A 26,780-nucleotide genomic window follows, 5' to 3' on the forward strand; every position below is an offset into this window, starting at 1 on the left:
CAGCTGACTCACACCCCTGCCCCACCTGACTCACACCCCTGCCCCCACCTGACGCACACGCCTCCGCGACCGCCGCGTCAGTGGCAGAGCCGCGCCTCGTGCTCCGCGTGCCCGACCGGTTCCAGCTGGAAGGTGCAGTGCTCCACGTCGAAGTGGTCGCCGAGGCAGCCCTGGAGCTCGTGGAGCATCTTCTCGTGGCCTATCGCGTTCAGGGCCTCCGAGCTGACGACGACGTGCGCCGACAGCACCGGCATACCGGAGGTGATCGTCCAGGCGTGCAGGTCGTGCACGTCCTCCACACCCTCCGTGGCGAGGATGTGCGACCGCACCTCCACCATGTCGACGCCCTTGGGAGCGGCCTCCAGCAGCACGGAGAGCGTCTCGCTCAGCAGTTTCCACGTCCGGGGGGCGATCATCAGCGCGATGACGAGCGAGGCGATCGGGTCGGCGGGCTGCCAGCCCGTGAGCATGATCACCACGGACGAGACGATCACCGTGACCGAGCCCAGGGCGTCCGCCGCCACCTCCAGGAACGCGCCGCGCACGTTCAGGCTCTCCTTCTGCCCGCGCATCAGCAGCGACAGCGAGACCAGATTCGCCACCAGGCCGATCGCACCGAACAGCAGAGCCAGTCGGCCCTCGGTCTCCGCCGGCGTGATGAAGCGCTGGACCGACTCGTACACGACGTAGCCGCCGGCACCGAGCAGCAGCAGGCAGTTGGCCAGGGCGGCGAGGATCTCGGCCCGGGCGTATCCGAAGGTGGCCCGCTCGCTGGGCGGCCGGTTCGCGAAGTGGATGGCGAGCAGCGCCATGCCGAGGCCCAGGGCGTCCGTCGCCATGTGCGCGGAGTCCGCGACGAGTGCCAGGGAGTCGGCCAGGGCGCCGCCGACGATCTGCACGGCCACGATGCCGAGCGTGATCGCCAGCGCGACGCGCAGTCTGCCGCGGTACGCCGAGGTCGCCGTACCGGCCCCCGCGCCGTGCGCGTGCCCGTGATCGTGCCCAGCCCCCATGAGAAGTCAGCCTCCGTGTGTCCGCCTGATCGTGCTCGGGGACCCCAGTGAACTACGGGGAGGGGGTATGTGCAACGCGGCACTGAACACCGTTGTCATGTGCCCTGACCTGCGGAAACGTTGCGCAGGTCAGGGCGCTGCGGGCGATCAGGAGCCGTGGTGCAGCCGCCAGCCCCGCCAGGCCGACTCGGTCATCTCGCGCACCCCGCGCCGGGCGGTCCAGCCGAGTTCGGCGGCCGCCCGGGCGGCCGAGGCCACCGCACGGGGGGCGTCTCCGGGGCGGCGCCCCTCGACCATCGGAGTCCGGCGGTCGCCGGTGACCTCGCCGATGACCGTGACCAGTTCGCGGACCGAGACACCCTCACCGCGGCCGATGTTGACCGTCAGATCACCCTTGCCACCGCCCCCGGCCAGTCGCCGGGCCGCCGCCAGATGGGCCTCGGCGAGGTCGGCGACGTGAATGTAGTCACGGACGCAGGTGCCGTCCGGGGTCGCGTAGTCGTCGCCGAAGATCCGGGGCGCCTCGTCGCGCGTCAGCCGGTCGAAGACCATCGGGACGATGTTGAAGACGCCCGTGTCCGCCAGCTCCGGCGCGGCGGCGCCCGCCACGTTGAAATAGCGCAGACATACGGTGGAGATTCCGTGCGCCTTTCCCGCCGCCCGCACCAGCCACTCCCCGGCCAGCTTGGTCTCGCCGTACGGGTTCACCGGCGCGCAGGGGGTGTCCTCCGTGATGAGGTCCACACCCGGGTCGCCGTACACGGCGGCCGACGAGGAGAACACGAAGCGCTCGATCCCGGCCTCGGCGACCGCGTCCAGCAGAGTCACCAGACCGCCGACGTTCTCCCGGTAGTAGCGCGTCGGCTGCGCGACGGACTCGGCGACCTGCTTGCGCGCCGCGAGATGCACCACGCCCGTCACGCCGTGCTCGGCGAAGACCCGCTTCAGCAGCCCCCCGTCCAGCGAGGAGCCCCGCACGAGCGGGACCTCGGCAGGGAGCCGCGCGGGCACCCCGGCCGACAGATCGTCCAGGGCGAGGACGCTCTCCCCGGCCTCGGTCATGGCCCTCGCCACATGTGCTCCGATATAGCCGGCACCGCCGGTGATCAGCCACGTCATGGTCGCCCACCCTATGCGGCCGAGGACACCGCCTGCGCAATGTCCTCGATGTCCGCTTAAGGGGGCGCGGTTTGTGGGGCGGGCCCCGGATCCACGATGATGATCGCGGCAAAGGCTCGTGCGAACCGCGTCGATCCATCCGCCGAACAGGCGGTGAACGTGGCCCTCCCGGCATCCGATAGCCTCTGCCGACACGCCGCCCGGGAGCCACCGGAGAAGGCGCCCCCATCATGTACGTCACCGGCGTCGACGCGTCGGTATCCAGGGAGTGAATTCGGTTGTCGACCGCCATCCTCACCGGCCAGCCGGTCCCCGGATCGTCGATCGAGGCCGACCTGCGGTCCCTCGGGTTCGACCTCCGGACCGCGACCGACGCCGCCGAGGCCGAGACCCTCCTCGCCGAGGTACCCGGCGACCAGAGGGTCGCCCTGGTCGACGCCCGCTTCGTGGGCCACGTGCACGCGCTGCGCCTCGGCCTCACCGACCCCCGCTTCCCGCTCGCCGCGATCCCCGGTGCCGTCACCGCCCAGCCCGCCGGCCGCCAGGCGCTGACCCGGGCGATGGCCCGCGAGAACTCCGCGGGCGGCGGCACCACCCTCGTCGACAGCCTCGCCGACCGCATTCTCACCGCCCTCGACGCCGACGGCACCGCCGTGCACCGCCCGGAGCTGGGCAGTCTCGTCGCCGCCGTCCCCGCCGACCCGCAGGCCCGCAACGAAGCACGGCAGGCGGTGACCGACGTCGACGACGAGGCCGTACGCCTGAAGTCCGCCGTGAAGGCCCGCGACGGCTTCTTCACCACGTACTGCATCAGCCCCTACTCCCGCTACATCGCCCGCTGGTGCGCCCGCCGTGGCCTGACCCCGAACCAGGTCACCACCGCCTCGCTGATCACCGCCCTCATAGCGGCGGCCTGCGCGGCCACCGGCACCCGCGGCGGTTTCGTCGCGGCCGGCGTCCTGCTGATCGCGTCCTTCGTGCTGGACTGCACCGACGGCCAGCTCGCCCGTTACTCCCTGCAGTACTCCACGCTCGGCGCCTGGCTGGACGCGACCTTCGACCGGGCCAAGGAGTACGCCTACTACGCCGGCCTCGCCCTCGGAGCCGCCCGCGGCGGCGACGATGTGTGGGCCCTGGCCCTCGGTGCCATGGTCCTGCAGTCCTGCCGGCACGTCGTGGACTTCTCCTTCAACGAGGCCAACCACGACGCCACCGCCAACACCAGCCCCACCGCCGCGCTCTCCGACAAGCTCGACAGTGTCGGCTGGACGGTGTGGATCCGCCGGATGATCGTGCTGCCGATCGGCGAGCGCTGGGCGATGATCGCGGTCCTGACGGCGCTCACCACGCCCCGCATCACCTTCTACGCGCTGCTCATCGGCTGCGCCTTCGCCGCGACCTACACCACGGCCGGCCGGGTGCTGCGCTCCCTGACCCGCAAGGCCAGGCGGACCGACCGGGCGGCCGGCGCCCTGGCCGACCTCGCCGACAGCGGCCCCCTCGCACAGGGCTTCGCCGAGGCGCTCAAGAAGCCCGCCCGAAAGCTGCCGGGCCTCACCGCCCCCGTGATCGCCCTGCTCGGCGGTCTCGCCGTCGCCCTCACCGCGGCGCTGACGGACTTCGGCGGTCCCTGGCCGGTCGTCGCGGCGCTCGTCTACGCCCTCACCTCGGGCCTCGCCGTCGCCCGCCCCCTCAAGGGCGCCCTCGACTGGCTGGTCCCCCCGGTCTTCCGCGCCGCCGAATACGGCACCGTCCTGGTCCTCGCGGCCAAGACGGACGTGAACGGGGCCCTCCCCGCGGCCTTCGGGCTGGTGGCCGCGGTCGCCTACCATCACTACGACACGGTCTACCGCATCCGCGGCGACGCCGGAGCGCCCCCGGCCTGGCTGGTGCGCTCCATCGGAGGGCACGAAGGGCGGACGCTGCTCGTCACCGTCCTCGCCGCGCTGCTCACCGCCTCGCAGTTCAAGGTCGCGCTCACGGCACTGGCCGTGGCTGTGGCCCTCGTGGTGCTCGTCGAGAGCATCCGCTTCTGGGTCGGCGCCCACCAGGGCGGCGCACCCGCCGTACACGACGAAGGAGAAACCGCATGATCGGCCTCGTGCTCGCAGCCGGCGCCGGACGGCGTCTGCGCCCCTACACCGACAGCCTCCCCAAGGCACTGGTGCCGGTGGGCCCCGCGGGCATAGAAGGCGAGCCCACGGTTCTCGACCTGACGCTCGGCAACTTCGCCGAGATCGGTCTCACCGAGGTCGCGATCATCGTCGGCTACCGCAAGGAGGCCGTGTACGCGCGCAAGGAAGCCCTCGAGCAGAAGTACGGCCTCAAGCTCACCCTGATCGACAACGACAAGGCCGAGGAGTGGAACAACGCCTACTCCCTGTGGTGCGGGCGTGACGCGCTCAAGGACGGGGTGATCCTCGCCAACGGCGACACCGTCCACCCGGTCTCCGTCGAGAAGACGCTGCTCGCCGCCCGCGGCGACGGCAAGAAGATCATCCTCGCCCTCGACACGGTCAAGGACCTCGCGGAAGAGGAGATGAAGGTCGTCGTCGACCCCGAGAAGGGCATGACGAAGATCACCAAGCTGATGGATCCCGCCGAGGCCACCGGCGAGTACATCGGCGTCACCCTCATCGAGGGCGACGCCGCCCCCGAGCTGGCCGACGCCCTCAAGGCCGTCTGGGAGACCGACCCCCAGCAGTTCTACGAGCACGGCTACCAGGAGCTCGTCAACCGCGGCTTCCGTATCGACGTGGCGCCGATCGGCGACGTCAAGTGGGTGGAGATCGACAACCACGACGATCTCGCCCGCGGACGGGAGATCGCGTGCCAGTACTGACCCGGCTCATCCCCTCGCCGCTGGTCGTGGACATCCGCCCGGGTGCCCTCGAGGACCTGGCCTGCGTCCTCGCCGACGAGCGCATCTCGCACTCCGGCCGCCTCGCCGTCGCCGTCAGCGGCGGCTCCGGCGCCAAGCTGCGCGAGCGCATCTCGCCGAGCATGCCCGGCGCCACCTGGTACGAGGTCGGCGGCGGCACCCTCGACGACGCGGTCCGGCTGGCGAGCGACATAAAGGCCGGCCACTTCGACGCGGTCGTCGGTCTCGGCGGCGGCAAGATCATCGACTGCGCCAAGTTCGCCGCGGCACGCGTCGGCCTGCCCCTGGTCGCCGTGCCGACGAACCTCGCGCACGACGGCCTGTGCTCGCCGGTCGCCACCCTCGACAACGACGCGGGCCGCGGCTCCTACGGTGTGCCGAACCCGATCGCCGTGGTCATCGACCTGGACGTCATCCGTGAGGCCCCGGTGCGTTTCGTGCGCGCGGGCATCGGCGACGCGATCTCCAACATCAACTCGATCGCCGACTGGGAACTGGCCAACCGCGTCAAGGGCGAGAAGATCGACGGACTCGCCGCCGCCATGGCCCGCCAGGCGGGCGAAGCGGTGCTCCGGCACCCGGCCGGGGTCGGCGACAACGGCTTTCTCCAGGTACTCGCCGAGGCGCTCGTCCTCACCGGCGTCGCGATGTCGATCTCCGGCGACTCGCGGCCGGCCTCGGGGTCGTGCCACGAGATCAACCACGCCTTCGACCTGCTCTACCCGAAGCGGGCCGCCGCCCACGGCGAGCAGTGCGGTCTCGGCGCGGCCTTCGCGATGTGGCTGCGCGGGGCGCACGAGGATTCGGCGTACATGGCCGAGGTCCTGCGCCGCCACGGCCTGCCCGTGCTGCCGGAGGAGATCGGCTTCACGACGGACGAGTTCGTCAAGGCCGTCGAGTTCGCCCCGGAGACCCGGCCCGGCCGCTACACCATCCTCGAACACCTCGACCTGAACACCGAACAGATCAAGGACATCTACGCCGACTATGTCAAGGCCATCGGTAGCTGAACTACGCCCCGTCGTTCACCCCGCAGGGGTGAAGGACCGGCGCAGCGGTGAGCACTGGATGGGACGCCTCTACATGCGTGAGGTGTCCCTGCGGGTCGACCGCTACCTGGTGAACACCAGGGTCACACCCAACCAGCTCACGTACCTGATGACCGTCTTCGGTGTGCTCGCGGCCCCGGCACTGCTCGTGCCGGGGATCGCGGGCGCCGTACTCGGTGTGGTCTGCGTGCAGATGTATCTGCTGCTGGACTGCGTCGACGGCGAGATCGCGCGCTGGAAGAAGCAGTACTCGCTCAACGGGGTCTACCTTGACCGCGTCGGCGCCTACCTGACCGACGCCGCCGTGCTCACCGGCTTCGGCCTGCGCGCCGCCGACCTGTGGGGCACCGGCCGCATCGACTGGCTGTGGGCCTTCCTCGGCACCCTGGCCGCCCTCGGCGCCATCCTGATCAAGGCCGAGACCGACCTCGTCGGTGTCGCCCGGCACCAGGCCGGCAAGCCCCCGGTCAAGGAGGCCGCCGCCGAGATGCGCTCCTCCGGCATGGCGCTGGCCCGCAAGGCCGCCGCCGCCCTGAACTTCCACCGGCTGATCCTCGGCATCGAGGCGTCCCTGCTGATCCTCGTGCTGGCGATCGTCGACCAGGTCCGCGGCGACCTGTTCTTCTCCCGGCTCGGCGTCGCGGTGCTGGCCGGCATCGCGCTCGTGCAGACCCTGCTGCACCTCGTGTCCATCCTGGCTTCCAGCAGGCTGAAGTGAGCGGTATGAAGGTCGGCGCCGTCATCATCACCATGGGCAACCGGCCCGAGGAACTGCGCGCCCTGCTCGACTCCGTCGCCAAGCAGGACGGCGACCGGGTGGAGGTGGTCGTCGTCGGCAACGGCTCGCCCGTCCCGGACGTCCCCGAGGGCGTCCGCACCATCGAGCTGCCCGAGAACCTCGGCATCCCCGGTGGCCGCAACGTCGGCATCGAGGCCTTCGGCCCGTCCGGCCGGGACGTCGACGTCCTGCTCTTCCTCGACGACGACGGACTGCTCGCGAGCCACGACACCGCCGAGCTGTGCCGCAAGGCGTTCGAGGCCGACCCGAAGCTCGGCATCGTGAGCTTCCGCATAGCCGACCCGGAGACCGGCGTCACCCAGCGCCGCCACGTCCCCCGGCTGCGCGCCGCCGACCCGATGCGCTCCTCGCGTGTGACCACCTTCCTCGGCGGAGCCAACGCCGTGCGCACCCGCGTCTTCGCCGACGTCGGCGGACTCCCGGACGAGTTCTTCTACGCCCACGAGGAAACCGACCTGGCCTGGCGGGCCCTGGACGCGGGCTGGATGATCGACTACCGGTCCGACATGGTGCTCTACCACCCGACGACCGCCCCCTCGCGGCACGCGGTCTACCACCGCATGGTCGCCCGCAACCGCGTCTGGCTGGCCCGCCGCAACCTCCCCGCGCCGCTCGTCCCGGTCTACCTCGGCGTGTGGCTGCTGCTCACTCTGCTGCGCCGCCCCTCCCGCAGTGCGCTGCGGGCCTGGTTCGGCGGATTCCGCGAAGGCTGGACCACCTCGTGCGGTCCCCGCCGGCCCATGAAGTGGCGTACGGTGTGGCGGCTGACCCGGCTGGGCCGGCCCCCCGTCATCTGACAAGCTCGTATCCGGGAGACACCCGGGAGCCCCCGGGCCGTACCCTGGCCCCGGCGCGTGCCGGACCGGCACAGGCCGAGCATCTCGAAGACGAAAGTTTCCACTAGTGAGTGAGACAACGCACGACGCCACGGTCGCGGTGACCCCGCCCGCGGCGCCCGACGAGGGCCTCACGGCGAGGGAACTCGCCGCCAAGCACGGGCTGACCGTGAGCGGCGCCCGTCCGTCCCTCATCGAGTACGTCCGTCAGCTCTGGGACCGGCGGCACTTCATCCTCGCCTTCTCCCGGGCGAAGCTGACCGCCCAGTACAGCCAGGCCAAGCTGGGCCAGCTGTGGCAGGTGGCCACGCCGCTGCTGAACGCGGCCGTGTACTTCTTCATCTTCGGCCTGCTCCTGGAGGCCGACCGGGGCATGTCCCGGGAGGTGTACATCCCGTTCCTGGTCACGGGCGTGTTCGTGTTCACCTTCACTCAGAGCTCGGTCATGGCGGGGGTGCGCGCGATCTCCGGCAACCTCGGCCTGGTCCGCGCCCTGCACTTCCCGCGCGCCTCGCTGCCGATCTCCTTCGCGCTCCAGCAGCTCCAGCAGTTGCTGTTCTCGATGATCGTGCTGTTCGCCATCGCGGTCGGCTTCGGCAGCTACCCGGACCTGTCCTGGGCGCTGATCGTGCCGGTGCTCGTCCTGCAGTTCTGCTTCAACACCGGTCTCGCGCTGATCATGGCCCGGGCGGGCGCCAAGACTCCCGACCTGGCACAGCTGATGCCGTTCGTGATGCGCACGTGGATGTACGCCTCCGGCGTGATGTTCTCCATTCCGATCTTCCTCAAGGACAAGCCGGAGTGGATCGCGAACGTCCTCCAGTGGAACCCGGCCGCGATCTACATGGACCTGATGCGCTTCGCCCTCATCGACGGCTACGGCTCGGAGAACCTGCCCGACCACGTGTGGGCGGTCGCGGGCGGCTGGGCCGTGCTGTTCGCCCTCGGCGGCTTCGTGTACTTCTGGAAGGCGGAGGAGAGGTACGGCCGTGGCTGAGCAGAAGCAGGACGCACGCATCCCCACCGTCGTCGCGGACGACCTGCACATCGTCTACCGCGTCAACGGCGCCAAGACCGGCAAGGGCAGCGCCACCGCCGCCCTCAGCCGCATCGTCAAGCGAGGCTCCGACGACACGGCGCGGGGCGTTCGCAAGGTGCACGCCGTGCGAGGGGTCTCCTTCGTGGCGTACCGCGGCGAGGCCATCGGCCTGATCGGCTCCAACGGCTCCGGCAAGTCGACCCTGCTGCGCGCCATCGCGGGCCTGCTCCCCGCCGAGCAGGGCAAGGTCTACACCGACGGCCAGCCCTCGCTGCTGGGCGTCAACGCGGCCCTGATGAACGACCTCACCGGCGAACGCAACGTCATACTGGGCGGCCTCGCCATGGGCATGTCCCGTGAGGAGATCAAGGAGCGCTACCAGGACATCGTCGACTTCTCCGGGATCAACGAGAAGGGCGACTTCATCACCCTGCCGATGCGTACCTACTCCTCCGGTATGGCGGCCCGGCTCCGCTTCTCCATCGCGGCGGCCAAGGACCACGACGTCCTCATGATCGACGAGGCTCTGGCGACCGGCGACCGCAAGTTCCAGAAGCGTTCCGAGGACCGCATCCGGGAGCTGCGCAAGGAAGCCGGCACGGTGTTTCTGGTCAGCCACAACAACAAGTCCATCCGCGACACCTGCAACCGCGTCCTGTGGCTGGAACGCGGCGAGCTGCGCATGGACGGCCCCACGGACGAGGTGCTCAAGGAGTACGAGAAGTTCACGGGCAAGTAGCCGCTTTCGGACAGGGCCCCGACGGAACTGTTCCGGCGGGGCCCGGCGTCTGCAAAGGAAACGTCAACTCCGGCCCATCTCAGGAATCTTGGGGCCAATCGGTGTGTTCTCGTGATGTGCGGGACACCCTGACGAACCGTGTCGCGTTGTACAACGTAAGCTGTACCGGTCCCGAAACACGGCAATCAGGGTGATAATGCGCGACACCGCCCGTCGGACCACCGTGCGGACGGCGGGGCGGCGTGTCCGAAATAGTGTGTATTGGGTCGGCAGTGTAGAACGGGAGATGTGACGGCGATGGCTACGGAAACTCCCCAGCTCCACGCAGCACGTGCCGTCCCCGCGCCGGGCAGTCGGCGGTGACGGGAACCGGCACGGCGCGCTCCCTCGATCCGGAGCGCGGCACGCTCGACAAGGCCGCCGGCGAGAACTTCCCGGTGGCCCCCTTCTTCCTGCCCCGGGCCTGGCGCACCGACCTCATGGCCGTCTACGGCTTCGCCCGCCTGGTCGACGACATCGGCGACGGCGATCTCGCCCCCGGCGGCGCCGACGCCCGGCTGCTCGGCGTCTGCGCCGAGGAGGCCGAGGACCGGCTGGTGCTGCTCGACGCCTTCGAGGCGGACCTGCGCAGGGTCTTCGACTCGACCCCGCGTCACCCCCTGCTGCGCCGCCTCCAGTCGACCGTTCGCCGCTGCTCCCTGACCCCGGGGCCGTTCCTCGGCCTGATCGCCGCCAACCGCCGGGACCAGCTGGTCAGCCGCTACGAGACCTACGACGACCTGCTCGCCTACTGCGAACTGTCCGCCAACCCCGTCGGCCGTCTCGTCCTCGCCCTCACCGGCACCTCGACTCCGGAGCGGATCCGGCGCTCCGACATGATCTGCACGGCCCTCCAGATCGTCGAGCACCTCCAGGACGTCGCCGAGGACCTCACCCGCGGCCGGGTCTACCTGCCTGCGGCCGACATGAAACGCTTCCACGTCCAGGAAGCGGATCTCGCCACGACATCCGCCGGTGCGTCGGTCCGTGCGCTGATTGCGTACGAAGCGCAAAGGGCACGGGACCTCCTGAATGAAGGCGCCCCCTTGGTGGGTAGCGTCCACGGCAGGCTGAAGCTGCTGCTCGCAGGGTTCGTGGCGGGGGGAAGGGCGGCCCTCCACGCGATCGCCGCCGCCGAATACGACGTACTTCCCGGCCCGCCCGAGCCCGGCAAGGTCCGGTTGCTGCGTGAGGTGGGCGTGACTCTGCGAGGAGAGGGGTGATCCGGACCGTGGAGTCGGAACCGCACGCGTCCCCGCCGGTACTCGCCGCCTACAGCTACTGCGAGGCCGTCACCGGGCGGCAGGCCCGCAACTTCGCCTACGGCATCCGGCTGCTGCCGGCGCCTCAGCGCCGGGCGATGTCGGCGCTGTACGCGTTCTCGCGGCGGGTCGACGACATCGGCGACGGCGCACTCGCCGACGACGTCAAGGTGGCCAGGCTGGAGGAGACCCGGGCGCTGCTCACCCGGATCCGCGAGGACCGGGTCGACGAGGACGACACCGACCCGGTCGCGGTCGCCCTCGCGCACGCCGCCGGGGCCTTCCCGATCCCGCTCTGCGGCCTGGACGAGCTCATCGACGGCGTCCTCATGGACGTCCGCGGCGAGACGTACGAGACCTGGGACGACCTGAAAATCTACTGCCGCTGCGTCGCCGGTGCGATCGGGCGGCTCTCGCTGGGCGTCTTCGGCACCGAACCCGGGGCGCGCGGAGTGGACCGCGCGCCGGAGTATGCCGACACGCTCGGGCTCGCGCTTCAGCTCACCAACATCCTCAGAGACGTCCGCGAGGACGCCGTGGGCGGGCGGACCTATCTGCCCGCCGACGATCTCGCCAAGTTCGGCTGTTCGGCCGGCTTCAGCGGGCCGCGGCCACCGGAGGGCTCCGACTTCGCGGGCCTCGTGCACTTCGAAGTGCGACGGGCCCGCGCCCTGTTCGCCGAGGGCTACCGGCTGCTCCCCATGCTCGACCGGCGCAGCGGCGCCTGCGTCGCCGCCATGGCCGGCATCTACCGCCGCCTCCTCGACCGCATCGAGCGCGACCCGCAGGCCGTGCTGCGCGGCCGGGTCTCCCTGCCCGGCCGGGAGAAGGCGTACGTCGCCGTGCGCGGCCTGTCAGGACTCGACGCCCGGCACGTGACCCGGCGGACCGTCAGGAGGCGTGCGTGACGGACACAGACGCCGCCGTCGGCGAGAAGCGGCGGGCAACCCTCCGGCCCGGGGCCGCGTCCCTGACGGAGACGGCCGGCCGTGCACCGTTCGAGCAGCACGCCCGGGCCGCGGGGGAGGGCGCGCGATGACCCATGGCACAGGGTCCGGGGGACCGGTCGCACAAGCGCGGCATGCCGTCGTGGTGGGCGGCGGGCTCGCCGGTGTCACCACGGCGCTCGCGCTCGCCGACGCCGGGGTGCGCGTCACGCTGCTGGAGGGCAGGCCGCGGCTCGGCGGCCTCGCCTTCTCCTTCCGGCGCGGTGAACTCACCGTCGACAACGGCCAGCACGTCTACCTGCGTTGCTGCACCGCCTACCGCTGGTTCCTCGACCGCATCGAGGGCGCGGCGCTGGCCCCGCTGCAGGACCGGCTCGACGTTCCCGTCCTCGACCTCGCCCGGCCCGAGGGGCGGCGGCTCGGCCGGCTGCGGCGCGACGCCCTGCCCGTGCCGCTGCACCTGGGCCGCAGCCTCGCCGCCTATCCGCACCTGTCGCTCGCCGACCGGGCCAAGGTGGGCCGGGCCGCGCTCGCGCTCAAGGGACTCGACCTCACCGACCCGGCGCTGGACACGCAGGACTTCGGCAGCTGGCTGGCCGCGCACGGCCAGTCGGCGCGCGCCGTGGAGGCCCTGTGGGACCTGGTCGGGGTCGCCACCCTCAACGCGGTCGCCTCCGACGCCTCGCTGGCGCTGGCCGCGATGGTGTTCAAGACCGGCCTGCTGTCCGACCCGGGCGCTGCCGACATCGGCTGGGCGCGGGTCCCGCTGGGCGACCTGCACGACCGGCTGGCCCGCAAGGCGCTCGACTCGGCGGGCGTGCGCACCGAGGTCCGCACCCGTGTCACCTCCGTCTCCTCCCACGGGGACGGGCAGTGGAGCGTCGAGGTCCCGGGCGAGACGCTCCAGGCCGACGCCGTGGTCCTCGCCGTACCGCAGCGCGAGGCGCACGACCTGCTGCCCGCGGGCGCCCTGGACGCGCCCGAACGGCTCCTGGAGATCGGCACCGCGCCCATCCTCAACGTCCACGTGGTCTACGACCGCAAGGTCCTCGGCCGGCCCTTCTTCACCGCCCTCGGCAGCCCCGTGCAGTGGGTCTTCGACCGGACCGAGGCGTCCGGGCTGCGCCAGGGCCAGTACCTCGCCCTGTCCCAGTCGGCCGCCCAGGACGAGATCGACGAGCCCGTGGCCGTGCTGCGCGAGCGGTACCTGCCCGAGCTGGAGCGACTGCTGCCGCTGACCCGCGGCGCCCACGTGAAGGACTTCTTCGTCACCCGGGAGCGCACCGCGACGTTCGCTCCCACCCCAGGCGTCGGGCACCTCAGGCCCGGCGCCCGCACCAAGGCATCCGGCCTCTACCTGGCCGGAGCGTGGACCGCCACCGGGTGGCCCGCGACCATGGAGAGTGCGGTCCGCAGTGGTGTGAGCGCGGCAGACGCCGTGCTGGGCGCCCTGGGCCGGCCCCGTCCTCGCCACCTCTTCGACTTCGAGGAGGCGGCGTGATGCCGGCCCAGGCCGGCGCGGCGGGCGGCCCCCGCACCCCCGGTACCGCAACAAGAGGAGAGACTGTGCCCACTGTGCCCCCGGCCTCGAAGACTGCCGAGGCGGTGGACGTGACCGCGCTGCTGGAGCGCGGCCGGACCCTGGCCACACCGGTACTGCGGGCGGCCGTCGACCGCCTGGCACCTCCCATGGACACTGTTGCCGCCTACCACTTCGGCTGGATCGACGCCCAGGGCAGGCCCGCGGAGGGGGACGGCGGCAAGGCCGTGCGCCCCGCCCTCGCGGTGCTGTCCGCCGAGGTCATGTCGTCCGCCCCCGAGACGGGCATCCCCGGCGCCGTCGCCGTGGAACTCGTCCACAACTTCTCCCTCCTGCACGACGACCTCATGGACGGCGACGAGCAGCGCCGTCACCGCGACACGGTGTGGAAGGTGCACGGGCCCGCCCAGGCCATCCTGGTCGGCGACGCCCTGTTCGCCCTGGCCAACGAGGTCCTCCTCGAACTCGGCACCGTCGAGGCCGGCCGCGCCACCCGCCGCCTGACCACCGCCACCCGCGCCCTGATCGACGGCCAGGCCCAGGACATCTCCTACGAGCACCGCGACCGCGTCAGCGTCGAGGAGTGCCTGGAGATGGAGGGCAACAAGACCGGCGCCCTGCTCGCCTGTGCCAGCTCCATCGGCGCGGTCCTCGGCGGCGCCGACGACCACACCGCCGACACCCTCGAGAAGTACGGCTACCACCTGGGTCTCGCCTTCCAGGCCGTCGACGACCTGCTCGGCATCTGGGGCGACCCGGTCTCCACCGGCAAGCAGACCTGGAGCGACCTGCGCCAGCGCAAGAAGTCCCTGCCGGTCGTGGCCGCCCTCGCCGCCGGCGGCTCCGCCTCCGAGCGGCTCGGCGAGATCCTCGCCGCCGACGCCAAGAGCAGCGACTTCGAGAACTTCTCCGAGGAGGAGTTCGCGGCCCGCGCCGCCCTCATCGAGGAGGCCGGCGGTCGCGAGTGGACCGCCGACGAGGCACGCCGTCAGCACACCATCGCCATCGAGGCCCTCGACGCCGTCGACATGCCCGACCGGGTGCGGGAACAGTTCACGGCCCTCGCGGACTTCGTCGTCGTACGGAAGAGATGATCACTATCGGCCGAATAGCCCTCGCGTAGTCGCCGGCCGGTGCCGTGAGAGATCACGGAGCACCGGCCGACGGCGGACCCACAGCAGCTGCACACCTTGCACCACTGCACGAAGGGGAAGCCATGACAGCGACGACCGACGGAAGCACCGGGGCCCTGCCACCCCGCGCCGCCGCGGCCAGCGACACCGACACGCACACCCCCGGGGCGGCCGGGGTACCGGAAGCCGCCGCACGCGCCGCCCGGCGTGCCACCGACTTCCTGCTCTCCCTCCAGGACGCCGAGGGCTGGTGGAAGGGCGACCTCGAGACCAACGTCACGATGGACGCCGAGGACCTGCTGCTCCGTCAGTTCCTGGGCATCCGCGACGAGAAGACCACGCAGGCCGCCGCCCTCCACATCCGCGGCGAGCAGGGCGAGGACGGCACCTGGGCCACCTTCTACGGCGGACCGAGCGAACTGTCCGCCACCATCGAGGCGTACGTCGCCCTCCGCCTGGCCGGTGACGCGCCCGAGGCCCCGCACATGGCCAGGGCCTCCGCCTGGATCCGCGCGCAGGGCGGCATCGCCGCCGCCCGGGTCTTCACCCGCATCTGGCTGGCCCTGTTCGGCTGGTGGAAGTGGGAGGACCTGCCCGAACTCCCGCCGGAGCTGGTCTTCTTCCCGAAGTGGGTGCCGCTCAACATCTACGACTTCGGCTGCTGGGCGCGCCAGACCATCGTCCCGCTGACGATCGTCTCCGCGAAGCGGCCGGTACGCCCCGCACCCTTCCCGCTCGACGAGCTGCACACCGACCCCGACCACCCCAATCCGCCCAGACCCCTGGCGTCGCCGTTCAGTTGGGACGGGGCGTTCCAGCGGATGGACAAGGGCCTGCACGCCCTGCGGAAGATCGCGCCGCGCCGGCTGCGCAGAGCCGCCCTGAACAGCGCCGCCCGCTGGATCATCGAGCGGCAGGAGAACGACGGCTGCTGGGGCGGCATCCAGCCCCCGGCCGTGTACTCGATCATCGCCCTGCACCTGCTCGGCTACGACCTCGAACACCCCGTGATGCGCGAGGGGCTGGCGTCCCTGGACCGGTTCGCCGTCTGGCGCGAGGACGGGGCCCGGATGATCGAGGCCTGCCAGTCACCCGTGTGGGACACCTGCCTGGCCGCCATCGCCCTGGTCGACGCCGGACTGCCCGCCGACCACCCGCAGTTGGTGAAGGCGGCCGACTGGATGCTGGGCGAGGAGATCGTCCGGCCCGGTGACTGGTCCGTGAAGCGGCCCGGACTGCGGCCCGGCGGCTGGGCGTTCGAGTTCCACAACGACAACTACCCCGACATCGACGACACCGCCGAGGTGATCCTCGCACTGCGCCGGATCACCCACCCCGACCCGGAGCGGCTGGACCGGGCCGTCGTGCGCGGCATGCGCTGGACGCTCGGCATGCAGTCGAAGAACGGGGCCTGGGCCGCGTTCGACGTCGACAACACCAGCCCGTTCCCGAACCGGCTGCCGTTCTGCGACTTCGGCGAGGTCATCGACCCGCCCTCCGCCGACGTCACCGCGCACGTCGTGGAGATGCTCGCGGTGGAGGGCCTCGCCCACGACCCGCGCACCCGGCGCGGCATCGAGTGGCTGCTCGCCGAGCAGGAACCGGACGGCTCGTGGTTCGGGCGCTGGGGCGTCAACTACGTCTACGGCACCGGGTCCGTCGTGCCCGCGCTGACCGCCGCCGGCATCCCCGCCGCGCACCCGGCGATCCGACGGGCCGTGGCCTGGCTGGAGTCCGTCCAGAACGACGACGGCGGCTGGGGCGAGGACCTGCGCTCCTACAAGTACGTCAGGGAGTGGAGCGGCAAGGGCGCCTCGACCGCCTCGCAGACGGCATGGGCGCTGATGGCCCTGCTCGCGGCGGGGGAGCGCGACTCCAAGGCCGTCGAGCGCGGGGTCGAGTGGCTCGCCGCCACGCAGCGGGAGGACGGCTCCTGGGACGAGCCGTACTTCACCGGGACGGGCTTCCCATGGGACTTCTCGATCAACTACCACCTCTACCGGCAGGTCTTCCCGCTCACCGCGCTCGGCAGGTATCTGCACGGGGAGCCCTTCGCCGGGAAGCCCCGGGAGAGCGGAAAGGCCGGGGAGCCGCGGGGCACCCGGAAGGCCGAGGAGCTTCCGGAGAGCGGGGACGGCGAGCCGCTGGCCGGGGCCAAGGGGAGCGGATGAGCGCACAGCCCGCCCCGGCCCCGCTGCTGATCGCCTGCGCGCTCGGCATCGAGCAGTTCGCCCTGCGCGCGGGCGGCCGGGGCGAGGCCGGCGGGCCGGTCACGGTGCTGCGGACGGGCATGGGGCCGGCGGCCGCCGAGCGGGCCGTCACCCGCGTGCTGGCCGACCCGGCCCTGCGCGACGCCGCCGTCCTGGCCACCGGCTTCTGCGCGGGCCTCGCGCCGGGCATGCACCCCGGCGATCTGGTCGTCGCCGAGGAGACCCGCGACCCGCGCGGCACGACGCCCTGCGTCGGGACCGAACTGCTGGTGAAGGAACTGGCCCGCGCGCTGCCCGGGCGGACCGTGCACACCGGGCCGCTGACCGGCTCCGACCACGTCGTGCGCGGCCCCGAACGGTCCGCTCTGCGCGCGACGGGCGCGATCGCGGTCGACATGGAGTCCGCCGTCACGCTCCTGAGCGCCGTGCGCGCGGGCGAGCGCCCGGTTGCGGCCGTCCGGGTGGTCGTGGACGCTCCTGAACATGAACTCGTCCGGATCGGCACGGTGCGCGGTGGAATATCAGCTTTCCGTGTTCTTCGTTCCGTCCTTCCCGCTTTCTTCGAATGGCACCGTTCCTTGCTGCTCCCCAGGAGGTGAGCCAGATGGCCATGCCGCTCCGACAGTCCATCAAGGTCGCTACATATTTGGCTGAACAGAAGATCCGTCGACGGGACAAGTTTCCGCTGATCGTCGAGCTGGAGCCACTGTTCGCCTGCAATCTCAAATGCGAGGGGTGCGGCAAGATCCAGCATCCGGCCGGGGTGCTCAAGCAGCGGATGCCGGTCGCCCAGGCCGTGGGGGCGGTCGTGGAGTCCGGCGCCCCGATGGTGTCCATCGCCGGCGGCGAGCCGCTGATGCACCCGCAGATCGACGAGATCGTGCGTCAGCTGGTGGCCAAGCGGAAGTACGTCTTCCTCTGCACCAACGCGATGCTGCTGCGCAAGAAGATGGACGCGTTCACGCCGTCGCCCTACTTCGCCTTCGCGGTGCACATCGACGGGCTGCGGGAGCGGCACGACGAGTCGGTCGCCAAGGAGGGCGTGTTCGACGAGGCCGTGGAGGCGATCAAGGAGGCCAAGCGGCGCGGCTTCCGGGTCACCACCAACTCGACCTTCTTCAACACCGACACCCCGCAGACCATCATCGAGGTGCTCAACTTCCTCAACGACGACCTCCAGGTCGACGAGATGATGATCTCGCCCGCCTACGCCTACGAGAAGGCCCCCGACCAGGAGCACTTCCTCGGCGTGGAGCAGACCCGCGAGCTGTTCAAGAAGGCCTTCTCCGGCGGCAACCGGCGGCGCTGGCGGCTCAACCACTCCCCGCTCTTCCTGGACTTCCTGGAGGGCAAGGTCGACTTCCCGTGCACCGCGTGGGCCATCCCGAACTACTCGCTCTTCGGCTGGCAGCGCCCCTGCTACCTGATGAGCGACGGCTACGTGCCGACGTACCGGGAGCTGGTCGAGGACACCGACTGGGACAAGTACGGGCGCGGCAAGGACCCGCGCTGCGCCAACTGCATGGCGCACTGCGGCTACGAGCCCACCGCCGTCCTCGCCACCATGGGATCGCTCAAGGAGTCGCTGCGCGCCATGCGCGAGACGGTCTCCGGGAACCGGGAGTGATGTCATGACCGCTGTCCCGCTGGGTGTCCCCGAGGTGCCGGCCCGGCCGATCGCCGAGCGGCGCATCTCGCGCCGGATCCAGGTCGGTCCGGTAGCGGTCGGGGGCGGGGCCCCGGTGTCGGTGCAGTCGATGACGACGACCCGCACGTCGGACGTCGGCGCCACGCTGCAGCAGATCGCGGAGCTGACCGCGTCCGGCTGCCAGATCGTCCGGGTCGCCTGCCCCACCCAGGACGACGCCGACGCCCTCGCGACCATCGCGCGCAAGTCGCAGATCCCCGTGATCGCGGACATCCACTTCCAGCCGAAGTACGTGTTCGCGGCCATCGAGGCGGGCTGCGCGGCGGTCCGCGTCAATCCCGGCAACATCAAGCAGTTCGACGACCGGGTCAAGGAGATCGCCCAGGCGGCGAAGGACCACGGCACTCCGATCCGCATCGGCGTCAACGCAGGGTCGCTGGACCGGCGGCTGCTCCAGAAGTACGGCAGGGCGACCCCGGAGGCGCTCGTGGAGAGCGCGCTGTGGGAGGCGTCGCTGTTCGAGGAGCACGGCTTCCGGGACATCAAGATCTCCGTCAAGCACAACGACCCGGTCGTGATGATCGAGGCGTACCGGCAGCTGGCCGAACAGTGCGACTACCCGCTGCACCTGGGCGTGACGGAGGCGGGCCCGGCCTTCCAGGGCACGATCAAGTCGGCGGTGGCGTTCGGGGCGCTGCTCTCGCGCGGCATCGGCGACACGATCCGGGTGTCGCTGTCCGCGCCGCCGGCCGAGGAGGTCAAGGTCGGCATCCAGATCCTGCAGTCCCTCGGGCTCAAGGAGCGCCGGCTGGAGATCGTGTCGTGCCCGTCCTGCGGGCGCGCCCAGGTCGACGTCTACAAGCTCGCCGAGGAGGTCACGGCCGGGCTCGACGGCATGGAGGTGCCGCTGCGGGTCGCCGTCATGGGGTGTGTGGTCAACGGCCCCGGCGAGGCCCGCGAGGCCGACCTCGGCGTCGCTTCCGGCAACGGCAAGGGGCAGATCTTCGTGAAGGGCGAGGTCATCAAGACCGTCCCGGAATCCAAGATCGTCGAGACGCTGATCGAAGAGGCGATGAAGATCGCCGAGCAGATGGAGAACGACGGCGTGGGGTCGGGGGAGCCGGCCGTCACCGTGAGCTGAGCAGCACGGAATCCGAAGGGGGCCCGAGCGTGACGATGCTGGAGAACATCCGGGGACCACGCGACCTGAAGGCGCTGTCCGAGGCGGAACTGGGGGAACTGGCTGAAGAGATCCGGGAGTTCCTGGTGCACGCGGTCGCCAGGACCGGCGGGCACCTGGGACCCAACCTGGGCGTGGTGGAGCTGACCATCGCCCTGCACCGGGTCTTCGAGTCACCGGCCGACCGCATCCTGTGGGACACCGGCCACCAGAGCTACGTCCACAAACTGCTGACCGGCCGCCAGGACTTCTCCAAGCTGCGCGGCAAGGGCGGCCTGTCCGGCTACCCCTCGCGCGAGGAGTCCGAGCACGATGTCATCGAGAACAGCCACGCCTCCACCGCCCTCGGCTGGGCCGACGGACTCGCCAAGGCCCACCAGGTGCAGGGCGGGAAGGGCCATGTCGTCGCGGTCATCGGCGACGGGGCCCTCACCGGCGGCATGGCCTGGGAGGCCCTGAACAACATCGCGGCCGCCAAGGACCGCCCGCTGATCATCGTCGTCAACGACAACGAACGCTCCTACGCCCCCACCATCGGCGGCCTGGCCAACCACCTCGCGACCCTGCGCACGACCGACGGTTACGAGCGCGTCCTCGCTTGGGGCAAGGACGTGCTCCAGGGCACGCCCCTGGTCGGCAACACCCTCTACGAGGCTCTGCACGGCGCCAAGAAGGGCTTCAAGGACGCGTTCGCCCCGCAGGGGTTGTTCGAGGACCTGGGCCTGAAGTACCTGGGGCCGATCGACGGGCACGACACCGGGGCCGTGGAGTCCGCGCTGCGGCGCGCGAAGCGCTTCCACGGCCCGGTGCTGGTCCACTGCCTGACGGAGAAGGGCCGCGGCTACGAACCCGCCCTCGCCCACGAGGAGGACCACTTCCACACCGTCGGCGTGATGGACCCGCTGACCTGCGCACCGCTCTCCCCGGCGGGCGGCCCCTCCTGGACCTCCGTGTTCGGCGAGGAGATCGTCCGGATCGGCGAGGAGCGCGAGGACGTGGTGGCGATCACCGCCGCCATGTTGCACCCGGTCGGTCTCGGTGCCTTCGCCGAGCGGTTCCCGGACCGGGTGTGGGACGTCGGCATCGCCGAGCAGCACGCGGCCGTGTCCGCGGCCGGCCTGGCGACGGGCGGTCTGCACCCGGTCGTCGCCGTCTACGCCACCTTCCTCAACCGCGCCTTCGACCAGTTGCTCATGGACGTGGCCCTGCACCGCTGCGGGGTGACCTTCGTGCTGGACCGGGCCGGTGTCACCGGCGTCGACGGGGCCTCCCACAACGGCATGTGGGACATGTCCGTCCTCCAGGTCGTGCCCGGGCTCAGGATCGCCGCGCCGCGCGACGCCGACCAGTTGCGCGCCCAGCTGCGCGAGGCCGTCGCCGTGGACGACGCGCCGACCCTCGTGCGCTTCCCCAAGGAGTCCGTCGGCCCGGCGGTCCCGGCGGTCGACCGGGTGGGCGGACTGGACGTGCTGCACCGCTCGCCCGAACCGCAGGCCCTCCTGGTGGCCGTCGGTGTGATGGCGCCGGTCTGCCTGCAGGCCGCCGAGCTGCTGGAAGCGCGCGGCATCGGCTGCACCGTCGTCGACCCCCGCTGGGTCAAACCCGTCGACCCGGCGCTCCCGCAACTCGCCGCCGAGCACCGCCTCGTCGCCGTCGTCGAGGACAACAGCCGCGCCGCCGGGGTCGGCTCGGCCGTGGCGCTCGCCCTGGGCGACGCCGAGGTCGACGTACCGGTACGGCGGTTCGGCATCCCGGAGCAGTTCCTCGCGCACGCCAAGCGCGGTGAGGTGCTCGCCGACATCGGCCTGACACCCGTCGAGGTCGCCGGACGGATCGGCGCGAGCCTGGCCGTCAAGGAAGAGCTGTCCAAGGAGCCAGAGGAATGACCACCGCCGAATCCGCGTCGGAGTCGTCGCAGGCCGGGGAGTTCGACCTCGGCAGGCTGCTGGCCGACCGCGGAGCCGAGCGCTACGAGCTGCACACCCGGTACCTCAACCACCAGCTCCCGCGCATGCTGCACACCATCGGCTTCGACAAGGTCTACGAGCGCGCCGAGGGCGCCTACTTCTACGACGCGGACGGCGACGACTACCTGGACATGCTCGCCGGGTTCGGGGTGATGGGCCTCGGCCGCCACCACCCCGTGATCCGCAAGGCGCTGCACGACGTCCTGGACGCGCAGCTGGCCGATCTCACCCGGTTCGACTGCCAGCCGCTGCCGGGCCTGCTGGCCGAGAAGCTGCTCGCCCACAGCCCGCACCTGGACCGGGTGTTCTTCGGCAACAGCGGCACGGAGGCGGTCGAGGGCGCGTTGAAGTTCGCCCGATTCGTCACGGGCAGGCCCAGGGTCCTGTACTGCGCACACGCCTTCCACGGACTCACCACCGGCTCCCTGTCCGTCAACGGCGAATCCGGCTTCCGCGACGGCTTCGCCCCGCTGCTGCCGGACACGGCCGTCCCGCTCGGCGACCTCGACGTGCTGGAGAGGGAGCTGAGGAAGGGCGACGTCGCCGCGCTGATCGTCGAGCCGATCCAGGGCAAGGGGGTCCTCACGGGCCCGCCCGGCTGGCTGCGGGCCGCGCAGGAGCTGCTGCACCGGCACAAGGCGCTGCTCATCGCCGACGAGGTGCAGACGGGCCTCGGCCGCACCGGCGACTTCTACGCCTATCAGCACGAGGAGGGCGTGGAGCCCGACCTGGTGTGCGTGGCCAAGGCACTCTCCGGTGGTTATGTGCCGGTCGGCGCCACGATCGGCAAGGACTGGATCTTCAAGAAGGTCTACTCGTCGATGGACCGGGTCCTGGTCCACTCGGCGAGCTTCGGGTCCAACGCCCAGGCCATGGCGGCCGGCCTCGCGGTGCTGTCGGTGATGGAGAACGAGCAGATCGTCGCGAACGTTCGGGCCACCGGTGAGCGGCTGCGGTCCCGGCTGGCCGCGCTCACGGACCAGTACGAGATGCTCGCCGAGGTGCGCGGCCGGGGGCTGATGATCGGCATCGAGTTCGGCCGGCCGCAGTCGCTGAAGCTGCGCGGCCGCTGGACGATGCTCCAGGCGGCGCGCAAGGGGCTCTTCGCACAGATGGTCGTGGTGCCGCTGCTGCAGAAGCACCGGATCCTCACTCAGGTCTCCGGCGACCACATGGAGGTGATCAAGCTGATCCCGCCGCTGATCATCGGCGAGCGCGAGGTGGACCGGTTCGTCGACGCCTTCACGGCCGTGATGGACGACGCGCACAACGGCGGGCTGGTGTGGGATTTCGGCAAGACGCTCGTGAAGCAGGCCGTGGCCAACCGCTGAGAACGGGGGCTTTTGCCTGTGAGGCAAGAAATTTGCCGCTGAGGCAAGGCTCCGGCTGAATGGAGGCATGAGCTCCCCCGAGACCGAGCGGCCCCCCGAGACCGAGCGGCCCCCCGAGACCGAGCGGCCCCCCGGGGCCGACGCGTCGGCCGACCCGGCGGCCGGTGCGCTGCCGCCCGTGGTGGCGCCGCAGCTGCGGGCGCTGCGGCGCCAGGCCTCCCTGACGCTGGAGGCCGCGGCCCGCACCGCCGGGCTGTCGCCCGCCCACCTCTCCCGTCTTGAGACCGGACAGCGCCAGCCTTCGCTGCCGATGCTGCTCGCACTGGCCCGTATCTACGGTACGACCGTCTCCGAGCTGCTCGGCGAGACGGTCGCCGACCGGGACGCCGTCATCCGCGCAACCGACATGGAACCCACCGCGGCGGGCGGCTGGACCTACTGGCAGGCCGGCGCCCCCGGCCGCGGGATGCAGGCCCTGCGGGTCCACGTCCCCCACGGCTCCCAGGGCGACATCGTGCGCGTCCATCCCGGCGAGGAGTGGCTCCACGTGCTGCGCGGCCGGCTGCGGCTGCGCCTCGGGGACACCACGCACCGGCTGGCGGCCGGTGACAGCGCCCACTTCGACTCGCTCACCCCGCACCGGATCGCCGCCGAGGACCACGACGGCGTCGACCTGCTCTTCGTCCACACCCTGCTGCAGAGCCCCACGGCCGCCCTGTGCCTGGGCCCCACCCCCGGAGACCTGTCATGAGCAACATGGAGGAGAAGTTCCCCCGTGCCCTGTGGGTGAGGCTGTTCATCTACCTCATCGCCGGCCACGTCTTCGCCGCCTTCGTGTACCTGCTGCTCGAGGTCGGGGCGAAGTAGCCTCCGCCCGCGCACCTCAGTCGAGGAGCCGCTCGCGCAGTCGCTCCCGGGTCTGCGCGCAGAGCCCCAGCCCCTTCTCCAGGTAGGTGTCGACGCCGCCCCACGTCTCCTCGATGGTGTCGAAGGCCGCCGTCAGGTACTCGGCGCGCGCGTCGAAGAGGGGGCTGAGCAGCTCCATGACCTCGGGGGAGTAGGCCGAGGCGGCGGAGCTGGAGCGGTGCACCTTGTAGCGGCGGTGCTTGGCGTTCGACTTCAGGTAGTCCTCGACGATCGCCTCGCGCTCGACGCCCACGGCGAGCAGCGTCACCGCGATGGACAGCCCCGCGCGGTCCTTGCCCGCCGCGCAGTGCATCAGCGCGGGGACACTGTCCTCGGCGAGCGCGTGCAGCACCCGGGAGTGCTCGTCGGTGCGGTGCTTGATGATCGTGCGGTACGAGGCGATCATGCGGCCGGCGCCCTTGCCGTCCGAGAGGATCTCGCGCAGCTGGTCCAGGTCGCCGTCGCGGACCATCTTCCAGAACTCGGCGCCGTCGGCGGGGTCGCTCAACGGCAGGTTCACATTGCGCACGCCGGGCAGCTCGACGTCCGGCCCCTCGAGCTTCTGGTCCGCCGCGTTGCGGAAGTCGAAGACCGTGTGCAGGCCCAGACCGGTCAGGAAGGCGGCGTCCTCCCCGGTCGCGTGGGCGAGGTGGCCACTGCGGAACAGCACGCCCTGGCGCACCCGCCGCCCGTCCACGGTCGGAAGTCCGCCCACATCACGGAAGTTGCGCACTCCGGCCAGCTCGGGCTCGGTCGACGGGACCTGCTGTGTCACGAGGGCTCCTCCCCTTCGGCGCCGCCGGCGCGGCTCGTCGACGGGCGTCTCTCGACGATACGACATGCCTGCCTGGGGCAATGAGTTGTCCACAGGCGTTGCCCGGAAGCCCCGCGGCCCCTGATGATGTTGCCGCCTGGTCGCACCTGGTCGGGCTTGTTCGAATATGTGAGGGCATGATGCTGGACATCTCCGAAGACGGTCGTACCTGGGTCCTCTCCGGGCCGGCCAGCAGTTATGCCGTCCATGTCACGGAACGGGACGAGCTGCTGCACCTGCACTGGGGCCCCCGTATCGGCCTGGCCGACGCCGAGGCCCTCGCCGTCCGCCCGCTGCCGGACTTCTGGCCCTTCGAGTCCCCGCTCGACGGACGCGAGGAGTACCCGGTCGAAGGCGGTCCCCGCTTCGTCCGTCCCGCCCTGTCCGTACGCACAGCCGAGCGGCGGGGCACCGAGTGGGCCTACGAGGGGCACGACGCCGAGGACGGCGAGCTGCGGCTCCGGTTCCGCGACGGCGACCTGGACATCACGCTGCACTACCGGATGCGCCCCTCGGCGGATGTCGTCGAGCGCTGGGTGACCGTGGACAACCGGGGACCGGCCGTCGAGCTGCTGCGTGCCGACTCCGCCACCTGGACCCTGCCCGACCGCGACACCTGGCGGCTCTCCCAGTTGCACGGCCGTTGGGGCGCCGAGTCCCGGCTGACCCGCTCCGCCCTCACCCACGGCGAGAAGGTCATCGGCAGCCGTCGCGGCCACACCTCCCACCAGCACCTGCCGTGGGTCGCCCTCGACACCGAGGCCACCGAGGAGCACGGTGAGGTCTACAGCTGCGCCCTGGGCTGGTCAGGGTCCTGGCGCATCGCCGTGGCCCAGCTCCCGGACGCGCGCGTGCAGATCACCGGCGGCGCCGGCCACGACGACTCCGGCCTGCTGATGCTCGGGACCGGGGAGTCGTACACGACCCCCGTCTTCGCCGGGCTCTGGTGCGACGGCGGGTTCGGCGGGGCGAGCCGCGCCTGGCACGCCTACCAGCGGGCGTACGTGATCCCGGACGCCGACCGGGACCGGCCGGTGCTGTTCAACTGCTGGGAGGCCACCGAGTTCGACATCTCCGAGGAGCAGCAGCGGGAGCTCGCCGGGCGGGCCGCCGCCATGGGTGTCGAGCTGTTCGTCGTCGACGACGGCTGGTTCGGGGCGCGCACCAGCGACCGGGCCGGGCTCGGCGACTGGAGTCCGAACCTCGACCGCTTCCCGGGCGGGCTGAAGCCGCTCGCCGACCATGTGCACGGCCTCGGTATGCAGTTCGGGATCTGGGTCGAGCCCGAGATGGTCAACCCGGACAGCGACCTGTACCGCGCGCACCCGGACTGGGTGCAGTACCAATCAGGACGAACGCGGACAGAGTTCCGCAACCAGCTGGTACTCAACCTCGCCCGCGAGGACGTCCGGGAGTACCTGTGGGAGCAGCTCGACGGGCTCCTCTCCAGTGCTCCGATCGACTACGTGAAGTGGGACTTCAACCGCTGCTTCACCGACGCCGGCTGGCCGGACGACGCCTACCCGCAGCGGCTGTGGGTCGACCACGTGCGCGGCCTGTACGCCCTGCTGGACCGGCTGCGGGCCGCCCATCCGGGGGTGGCCTTCGAGTCCTGCTCGGGCGGCGGCGGGCGGATCGACCTCGGTGTGCTGAGCCGAACGGACCAGGTGTGGACCTCCGACAACACCGACCCCCTCGACCGGCTCGCCATCCAGCACGGCTTCAGCCAGATCCATCCGGCCCGGGTCATGGCCGCCTGGGTCACCGACAGCCCGAACGCCATGCTCAACCACCGGGCCAGCTCGCTGCGGTTCCGGTTCGTCAGCGCCATGGCCGGGGTCCTCGGCGTCGGCGGCGACCTCACGAAGTGGACGCAGGAGGAGCTCGCCGAGGCGGCGGAGTGGGTGGGGCTCTACAAGGAGATCCGGGCCGTGGTGCAGCGCGGCGACCAGTACCGGCTGCGGCCTCCGGAGGGCGGGCTGAGCGCCGTGCAGTACGTCCTCGGCGAGGAGACGGTGGTCTTCGCGTGGCTCCAGGCCCAGCGCTACGGCGAGCCCGCTCCGACGCTCCGGCTGCGCGGCCTCGACCCGACAAAAACGTATGAATGCCTTGAAACGGGCGAAGTTCACCGAGGGGCCGTACTGCTCCATCACGGACTGCGGGTCGGTGTGCGCGGGGATCTGGATGCCGCCATCGTCCGCCTTAAGCGTAAGTAACCATTCTGTCCGAATAAGGAATTTTAGCCGCTTAGGGATAACGTGCCCCGATCGCACAGGAGATGAGGTCGGGGTGCGTGACCATTGTCATATTCGTGACCATATGCTGTCG

At 71.2% G+C, this 26,780-nt stretch carries 24 protein-coding genes; 21 read left to right on the forward strand and 3 right to left on the reverse strand.

The annotated features are described in order from the left end of the window. Positions 1 to 77 precede the first annotated feature (77 nt). On the reverse strand, positions 78 to 1,013 hold the full coding sequence (locus tag FDO69_RS15270) for a cation diffusion facilitator family transporter (RefSeq protein WP_104780369.1): 936 nt from the start codon (positions 1,011 to 1,013) through the stop codon (positions 78 to 80). A 147-nt stretch (positions 1,014 to 1,160) separates the two neighbouring features. Beyond that, positions 1,161 to 2,132, reverse strand: a complete 972-nt coding sequence (gene galE / locus FDO69_RS15275) for a UDP-glucose 4-epimerase GalE (protein ID WP_104780370.1) — start codon at positions 2,130 to 2,132, stop codon at positions 1,161 to 1,163. A 278-nt stretch (positions 2,133 to 2,410) separates the two neighbouring features. Here galE and FDO69_RS15280 point away from each other — a divergent pair, with 278 nt between their 5' ends. From FDO69_RS15280 to FDO69_RS15370, 20 genes are all read left to right on the forward strand, one after another. Then, positions 2,411 to 4,225: a DUF5941 domain-containing protein gene (locus FDO69_RS15280; RefSeq protein WP_104780371.1), complete on the forward strand. Its 1,815-nt coding sequence runs from the start codon at positions 2,411 to 2,413 to the stop codon at positions 4,223 to 4,225. Beyond that, positions 4,222 to 4,974, forward strand: coding sequence for a phosphocholine cytidylyltransferase family protein (locus FDO69_RS15285; RefSeq protein WP_104780372.1), 753 nt, complete (start codon positions 4,222 to 4,224; stop codon positions 4,972 to 4,974). The genes FDO69_RS15280 and FDO69_RS15285 overlap by 4 nt, the downstream gene beginning before the upstream one ends. Continuing rightward, positions 4,962 to 6,023 carry an iron-containing alcohol dehydrogenase family protein gene (locus FDO69_RS15290; protein WP_104780373.1) on the forward strand — a complete coding sequence of 354 codons (1,062 nt, stop codon included), beginning with the start codon at positions 4,962 to 4,964 and terminating at the stop codon, positions 6,021 to 6,023. The genes FDO69_RS15285 and FDO69_RS15290 overlap by 13 nt, the downstream gene beginning before the upstream one ends. After that, the gene (locus tag FDO69_RS15295) at positions 6,001 to 6,780 is read left to right on the forward strand and encodes a CDP-alcohol phosphatidyltransferase family protein (protein WP_104780558.1); all 780 of its coding nucleotides are present in this window, start codon (positions 6,001 to 6,003) and stop codon (positions 6,778 to 6,780) included. Before FDO69_RS15290 ends, FDO69_RS15295 begins: the two co-directional genes overlap by 23 nt. 5 nt (positions 6,781 to 6,785) lie before the next feature. Continuing rightward, positions 6,786 to 7,658, forward strand: a complete 873-nt coding sequence (locus tag FDO69_RS15300) for a glycosyltransferase family 2 protein (RefSeq protein WP_104780374.1) — start codon at positions 6,786 to 6,788, stop codon at positions 7,656 to 7,658. A 106-nt stretch (positions 7,659 to 7,764) separates the two neighbouring features. Further along, the gene (locus FDO69_RS15305; protein WP_104780375.1) at positions 7,765 to 8,694 is read left to right on the forward strand and encodes an ABC transporter permease; all 930 of its coding nucleotides are present in this window, start codon (positions 7,765 to 7,767) and stop codon (positions 8,692 to 8,694) included. After that, on the forward strand, positions 8,687 to 9,475 hold the full coding sequence (locus FDO69_RS15310; protein WP_167526600.1) for an ABC transporter ATP-binding protein: 789 nt from the start codon (positions 8,687 to 8,689) through the stop codon (positions 9,473 to 9,475). The genes FDO69_RS15305 and FDO69_RS15310 overlap by 8 nt, the downstream gene beginning before the upstream one ends. A gap of 359 nt (positions 9,476 to 9,834) precedes the next feature. Then, positions 9,835 to 10,737: a squalene synthase HpnC gene (hpnC, locus tag FDO69_RS15315; protein ID WP_104780376.1), complete on the forward strand. Its 903-nt coding sequence runs from the start codon at positions 9,835 to 9,837 to the stop codon at positions 10,735 to 10,737. Next, positions 10,734 to 11,684 (forward strand): presqualene diphosphate synthase HpnD, encoded by a 951-nt coding sequence (gene hpnD / locus FDO69_RS15320; RefSeq protein WP_104780377.1) that lies wholly within the window; start codon positions 10,734 to 10,736, stop codon positions 11,682 to 11,684. Before hpnC ends, hpnD begins: the two co-directional genes overlap by 4 nt. Next, complete coding sequence (locus FDO69_RS41940) at positions 11,681 to 11,815, forward strand: DUF6380 family protein (RefSeq protein ID WP_234387943.1); 135 nt, start codon at positions 11,681 to 11,683, stop codon at positions 11,813 to 11,815. The genes hpnD and FDO69_RS41940 overlap by 4 nt, the downstream gene beginning before the upstream one ends. Beyond that, positions 11,812 to 13,224, forward strand: a complete 1,413-nt coding sequence (hpnE, locus tag FDO69_RS15325; RefSeq protein WP_104780378.1) for a hydroxysqualene dehydroxylase HpnE — start codon at positions 11,812 to 11,814, stop codon at positions 13,222 to 13,224. Before FDO69_RS41940 ends, hpnE begins: the two co-directional genes overlap by 4 nt. 65 nt (positions 13,225 to 13,289) lie before the next feature. Beyond that, entirely contained in the window at positions 13,290 to 14,357 is a 1,068-nt protein-coding gene (locus tag FDO69_RS15330) for a polyprenyl synthetase family protein (protein ID WP_167526601.1), read from the forward strand. 122 nt (positions 14,358 to 14,479) lie between these two features. Further along, entirely contained in the window at positions 14,480 to 16,567 is a 2,088-nt protein-coding gene (shc, locus tag FDO69_RS15335; RefSeq protein WP_104780380.1) for a squalene--hopene cyclase, read from the forward strand. Continuing rightward, on the forward strand, positions 16,564 to 17,205 hold the full coding sequence (locus tag FDO69_RS15340; protein ID WP_104780381.1) for a phosphorylase family protein: 642 nt from the start codon (positions 16,564 to 16,566) through the stop codon (positions 17,203 to 17,205). Before shc ends, FDO69_RS15340 begins: the two co-directional genes overlap by 4 nt. A 5-nt stretch (positions 17,206 to 17,210) precedes the next feature. After that, on the forward strand, positions 17,211 to 18,233 hold the full coding sequence (gene hpnH / locus FDO69_RS15345) for an adenosyl-hopene transferase HpnH (RefSeq protein ID WP_104780382.1): 1,023 nt from the start codon (positions 17,211 to 17,213) through the stop codon (positions 18,231 to 18,233). Between the two features lie 4 nt (positions 18,234 to 18,237). Beyond that, positions 18,238 to 19,395: a flavodoxin-dependent (E)-4-hydroxy-3-methylbut-2-enyl-diphosphate synthase gene (gene ispG / locus FDO69_RS15350; RefSeq protein ID WP_104780383.1), complete on the forward strand. Its 1,158-nt coding sequence runs from the start codon at positions 18,238 to 18,240 to the stop codon at positions 19,393 to 19,395. 29 nt (positions 19,396 to 19,424) lie between these two features. Continuing rightward, a complete protein-coding gene (gene dxs / locus FDO69_RS15355) occupies positions 19,425 to 21,320 on the forward strand; it encodes a 1-deoxy-D-xylulose-5-phosphate synthase (RefSeq protein ID WP_104780384.1) in 1,896 nt (631 codons plus the stop codon). Then, complete coding sequence (locus FDO69_RS15360; RefSeq protein ID WP_104780385.1) at positions 21,317 to 22,732, forward strand: aspartate aminotransferase family protein; 1,416 nt, start codon at positions 21,317 to 21,319, stop codon at positions 22,730 to 22,732. Before dxs ends, FDO69_RS15360 begins: the two co-directional genes overlap by 4 nt. A 67-nt stretch (positions 22,733 to 22,799) precedes the next feature. Next, positions 22,800 to 23,483, forward strand: coding sequence for a helix-turn-helix domain-containing protein (locus tag FDO69_RS15365; protein ID WP_234387944.1), 684 nt, complete (start codon positions 22,800 to 22,802; stop codon positions 23,481 to 23,483). After that, the gene (locus FDO69_RS15370) at positions 23,480 to 23,599 is read left to right on the forward strand and encodes a DUF6126 family protein (protein ID WP_104780386.1); all 120 of its coding nucleotides are present in this window, start codon (positions 23,480 to 23,482) and stop codon (positions 23,597 to 23,599) included. Before FDO69_RS15365 ends, FDO69_RS15370 begins: the two co-directional genes overlap by 4 nt. Positions 23,600 to 23,615: 16 nt before the next feature. Here the strand turns inward: FDO69_RS15370 and FDO69_RS15375 are convergent, their stop codons facing one another. Further along, positions 23,616 to 24,413 (reverse strand): tyrosine-protein phosphatase, encoded by a 798-nt coding sequence (locus FDO69_RS15375; RefSeq protein ID WP_104780387.1) that lies wholly within the window; start codon positions 24,411 to 24,413, stop codon positions 23,616 to 23,618. A 179-nt stretch (positions 24,414 to 24,592) separates the two neighbouring features. On the opposite strand from FDO69_RS15375, the gene FDO69_RS15380 reads away from it, so the two are divergent. Further along, entirely contained in the window at positions 24,593 to 26,668 is a 2,076-nt protein-coding gene (locus tag FDO69_RS15380; protein WP_104780561.1) for an alpha-galactosidase, read from the forward strand. The last annotated feature ends 112 nt before the right edge of the window (positions 26,669 to 26,780 follow it).

The organism is Streptomyces tibetensis (genome assembly GCF_007655005.1).
Classification (GTDB): Bacteria; Actinomycetota; Actinomycetes; order Streptomycetales; family Streptomycetaceae; genus Streptomyces; species Streptomyces tibetensis.

Coding starts and splice junctions, on each gene's coding strand:
- FDO69_RS15300 (WP_104780374.1), top strand. CDS start 6,786: ATGAAGGTCGGCGCCGTCATCATCACCATGGGCAACCGGCCCGAGGAA.
- shc (WP_104780380.1), top strand. CDS start 14,480: ATGACAGCGACGACCGACGGAAGCACCGGGGCCCTGCCACCCCGCGCC.
- FDO69_RS15360 (WP_104780385.1), top strand. CDS start 21,317: ATGACCACCGCCGAATCCGCGTCGGAGTCGTCGCAGGCCGGGGAGTTC.
- ispG (WP_104780383.1), top strand. CDS start 18,238: ATGACCGCTGTCCCGCTGGGTGTCCCCGAGGTGCCGGCCCGGCCGATC.
- FDO69_RS15340 (WP_104780381.1), top strand. CDS start 16,564: ATGAGCGCACAGCCCGCCCCGGCCCCGCTGCTGATCGCCTGCGCGCTC.
- FDO69_RS15285 (WP_104780372.1), top strand. CDS start 4,222: ATGATCGGCCTCGTGCTCGCAGCCGGCGCCGGACGGCGTCTGCGCCCC.
- hpnE (WP_104780378.1), top strand. CDS start 11,812: ATGACCCATGGCACAGGGTCCGGGGGACCGGTCGCACAAGCGCGGCAT.
- hpnH (WP_104780382.1), top strand. CDS start 17,211: ATGGCCATGCCGCTCCGACAGTCCATCAAGGTCGCTACATATTTGGCT.
- FDO69_RS15270 (WP_104780369.1), bottom strand. CDS start 1,013: ATGGGGGCTGGGCACGATCACGGGCACGCGCACGGCGCGGGGGCCGGT.
- FDO69_RS15370 (WP_104780386.1), top strand. CDS start 23,480: ATGAGCAACATGGAGGAGAAGTTCCCCCGTGCCCTGTGGGTGAGGCTG.
- galE (WP_104780370.1), bottom strand. CDS start 2,132: ATGACGTGGCTGATCACCGGCGGTGCCGGCTATATCGGAGCACATGTG.
- FDO69_RS15295 (WP_104780558.1), top strand. CDS start 6,001: ATGTCAAGGCCATCGGTAGCTGAACTACGCCCCGTCGTTCACCCCGCA.
- FDO69_RS15380 (WP_104780561.1), top strand. CDS start 24,593: ATGCTGGACATCTCCGAAGACGGTCGTACCTGGGTCCTCTCCGGGCCG.
- FDO69_RS15365 (WP_234387944.1), top strand. CDS start 22,800: ATGAGCTCCCCCGAGACCGAGCGGCCCCCCGAGACCGAGCGGCCCCCC.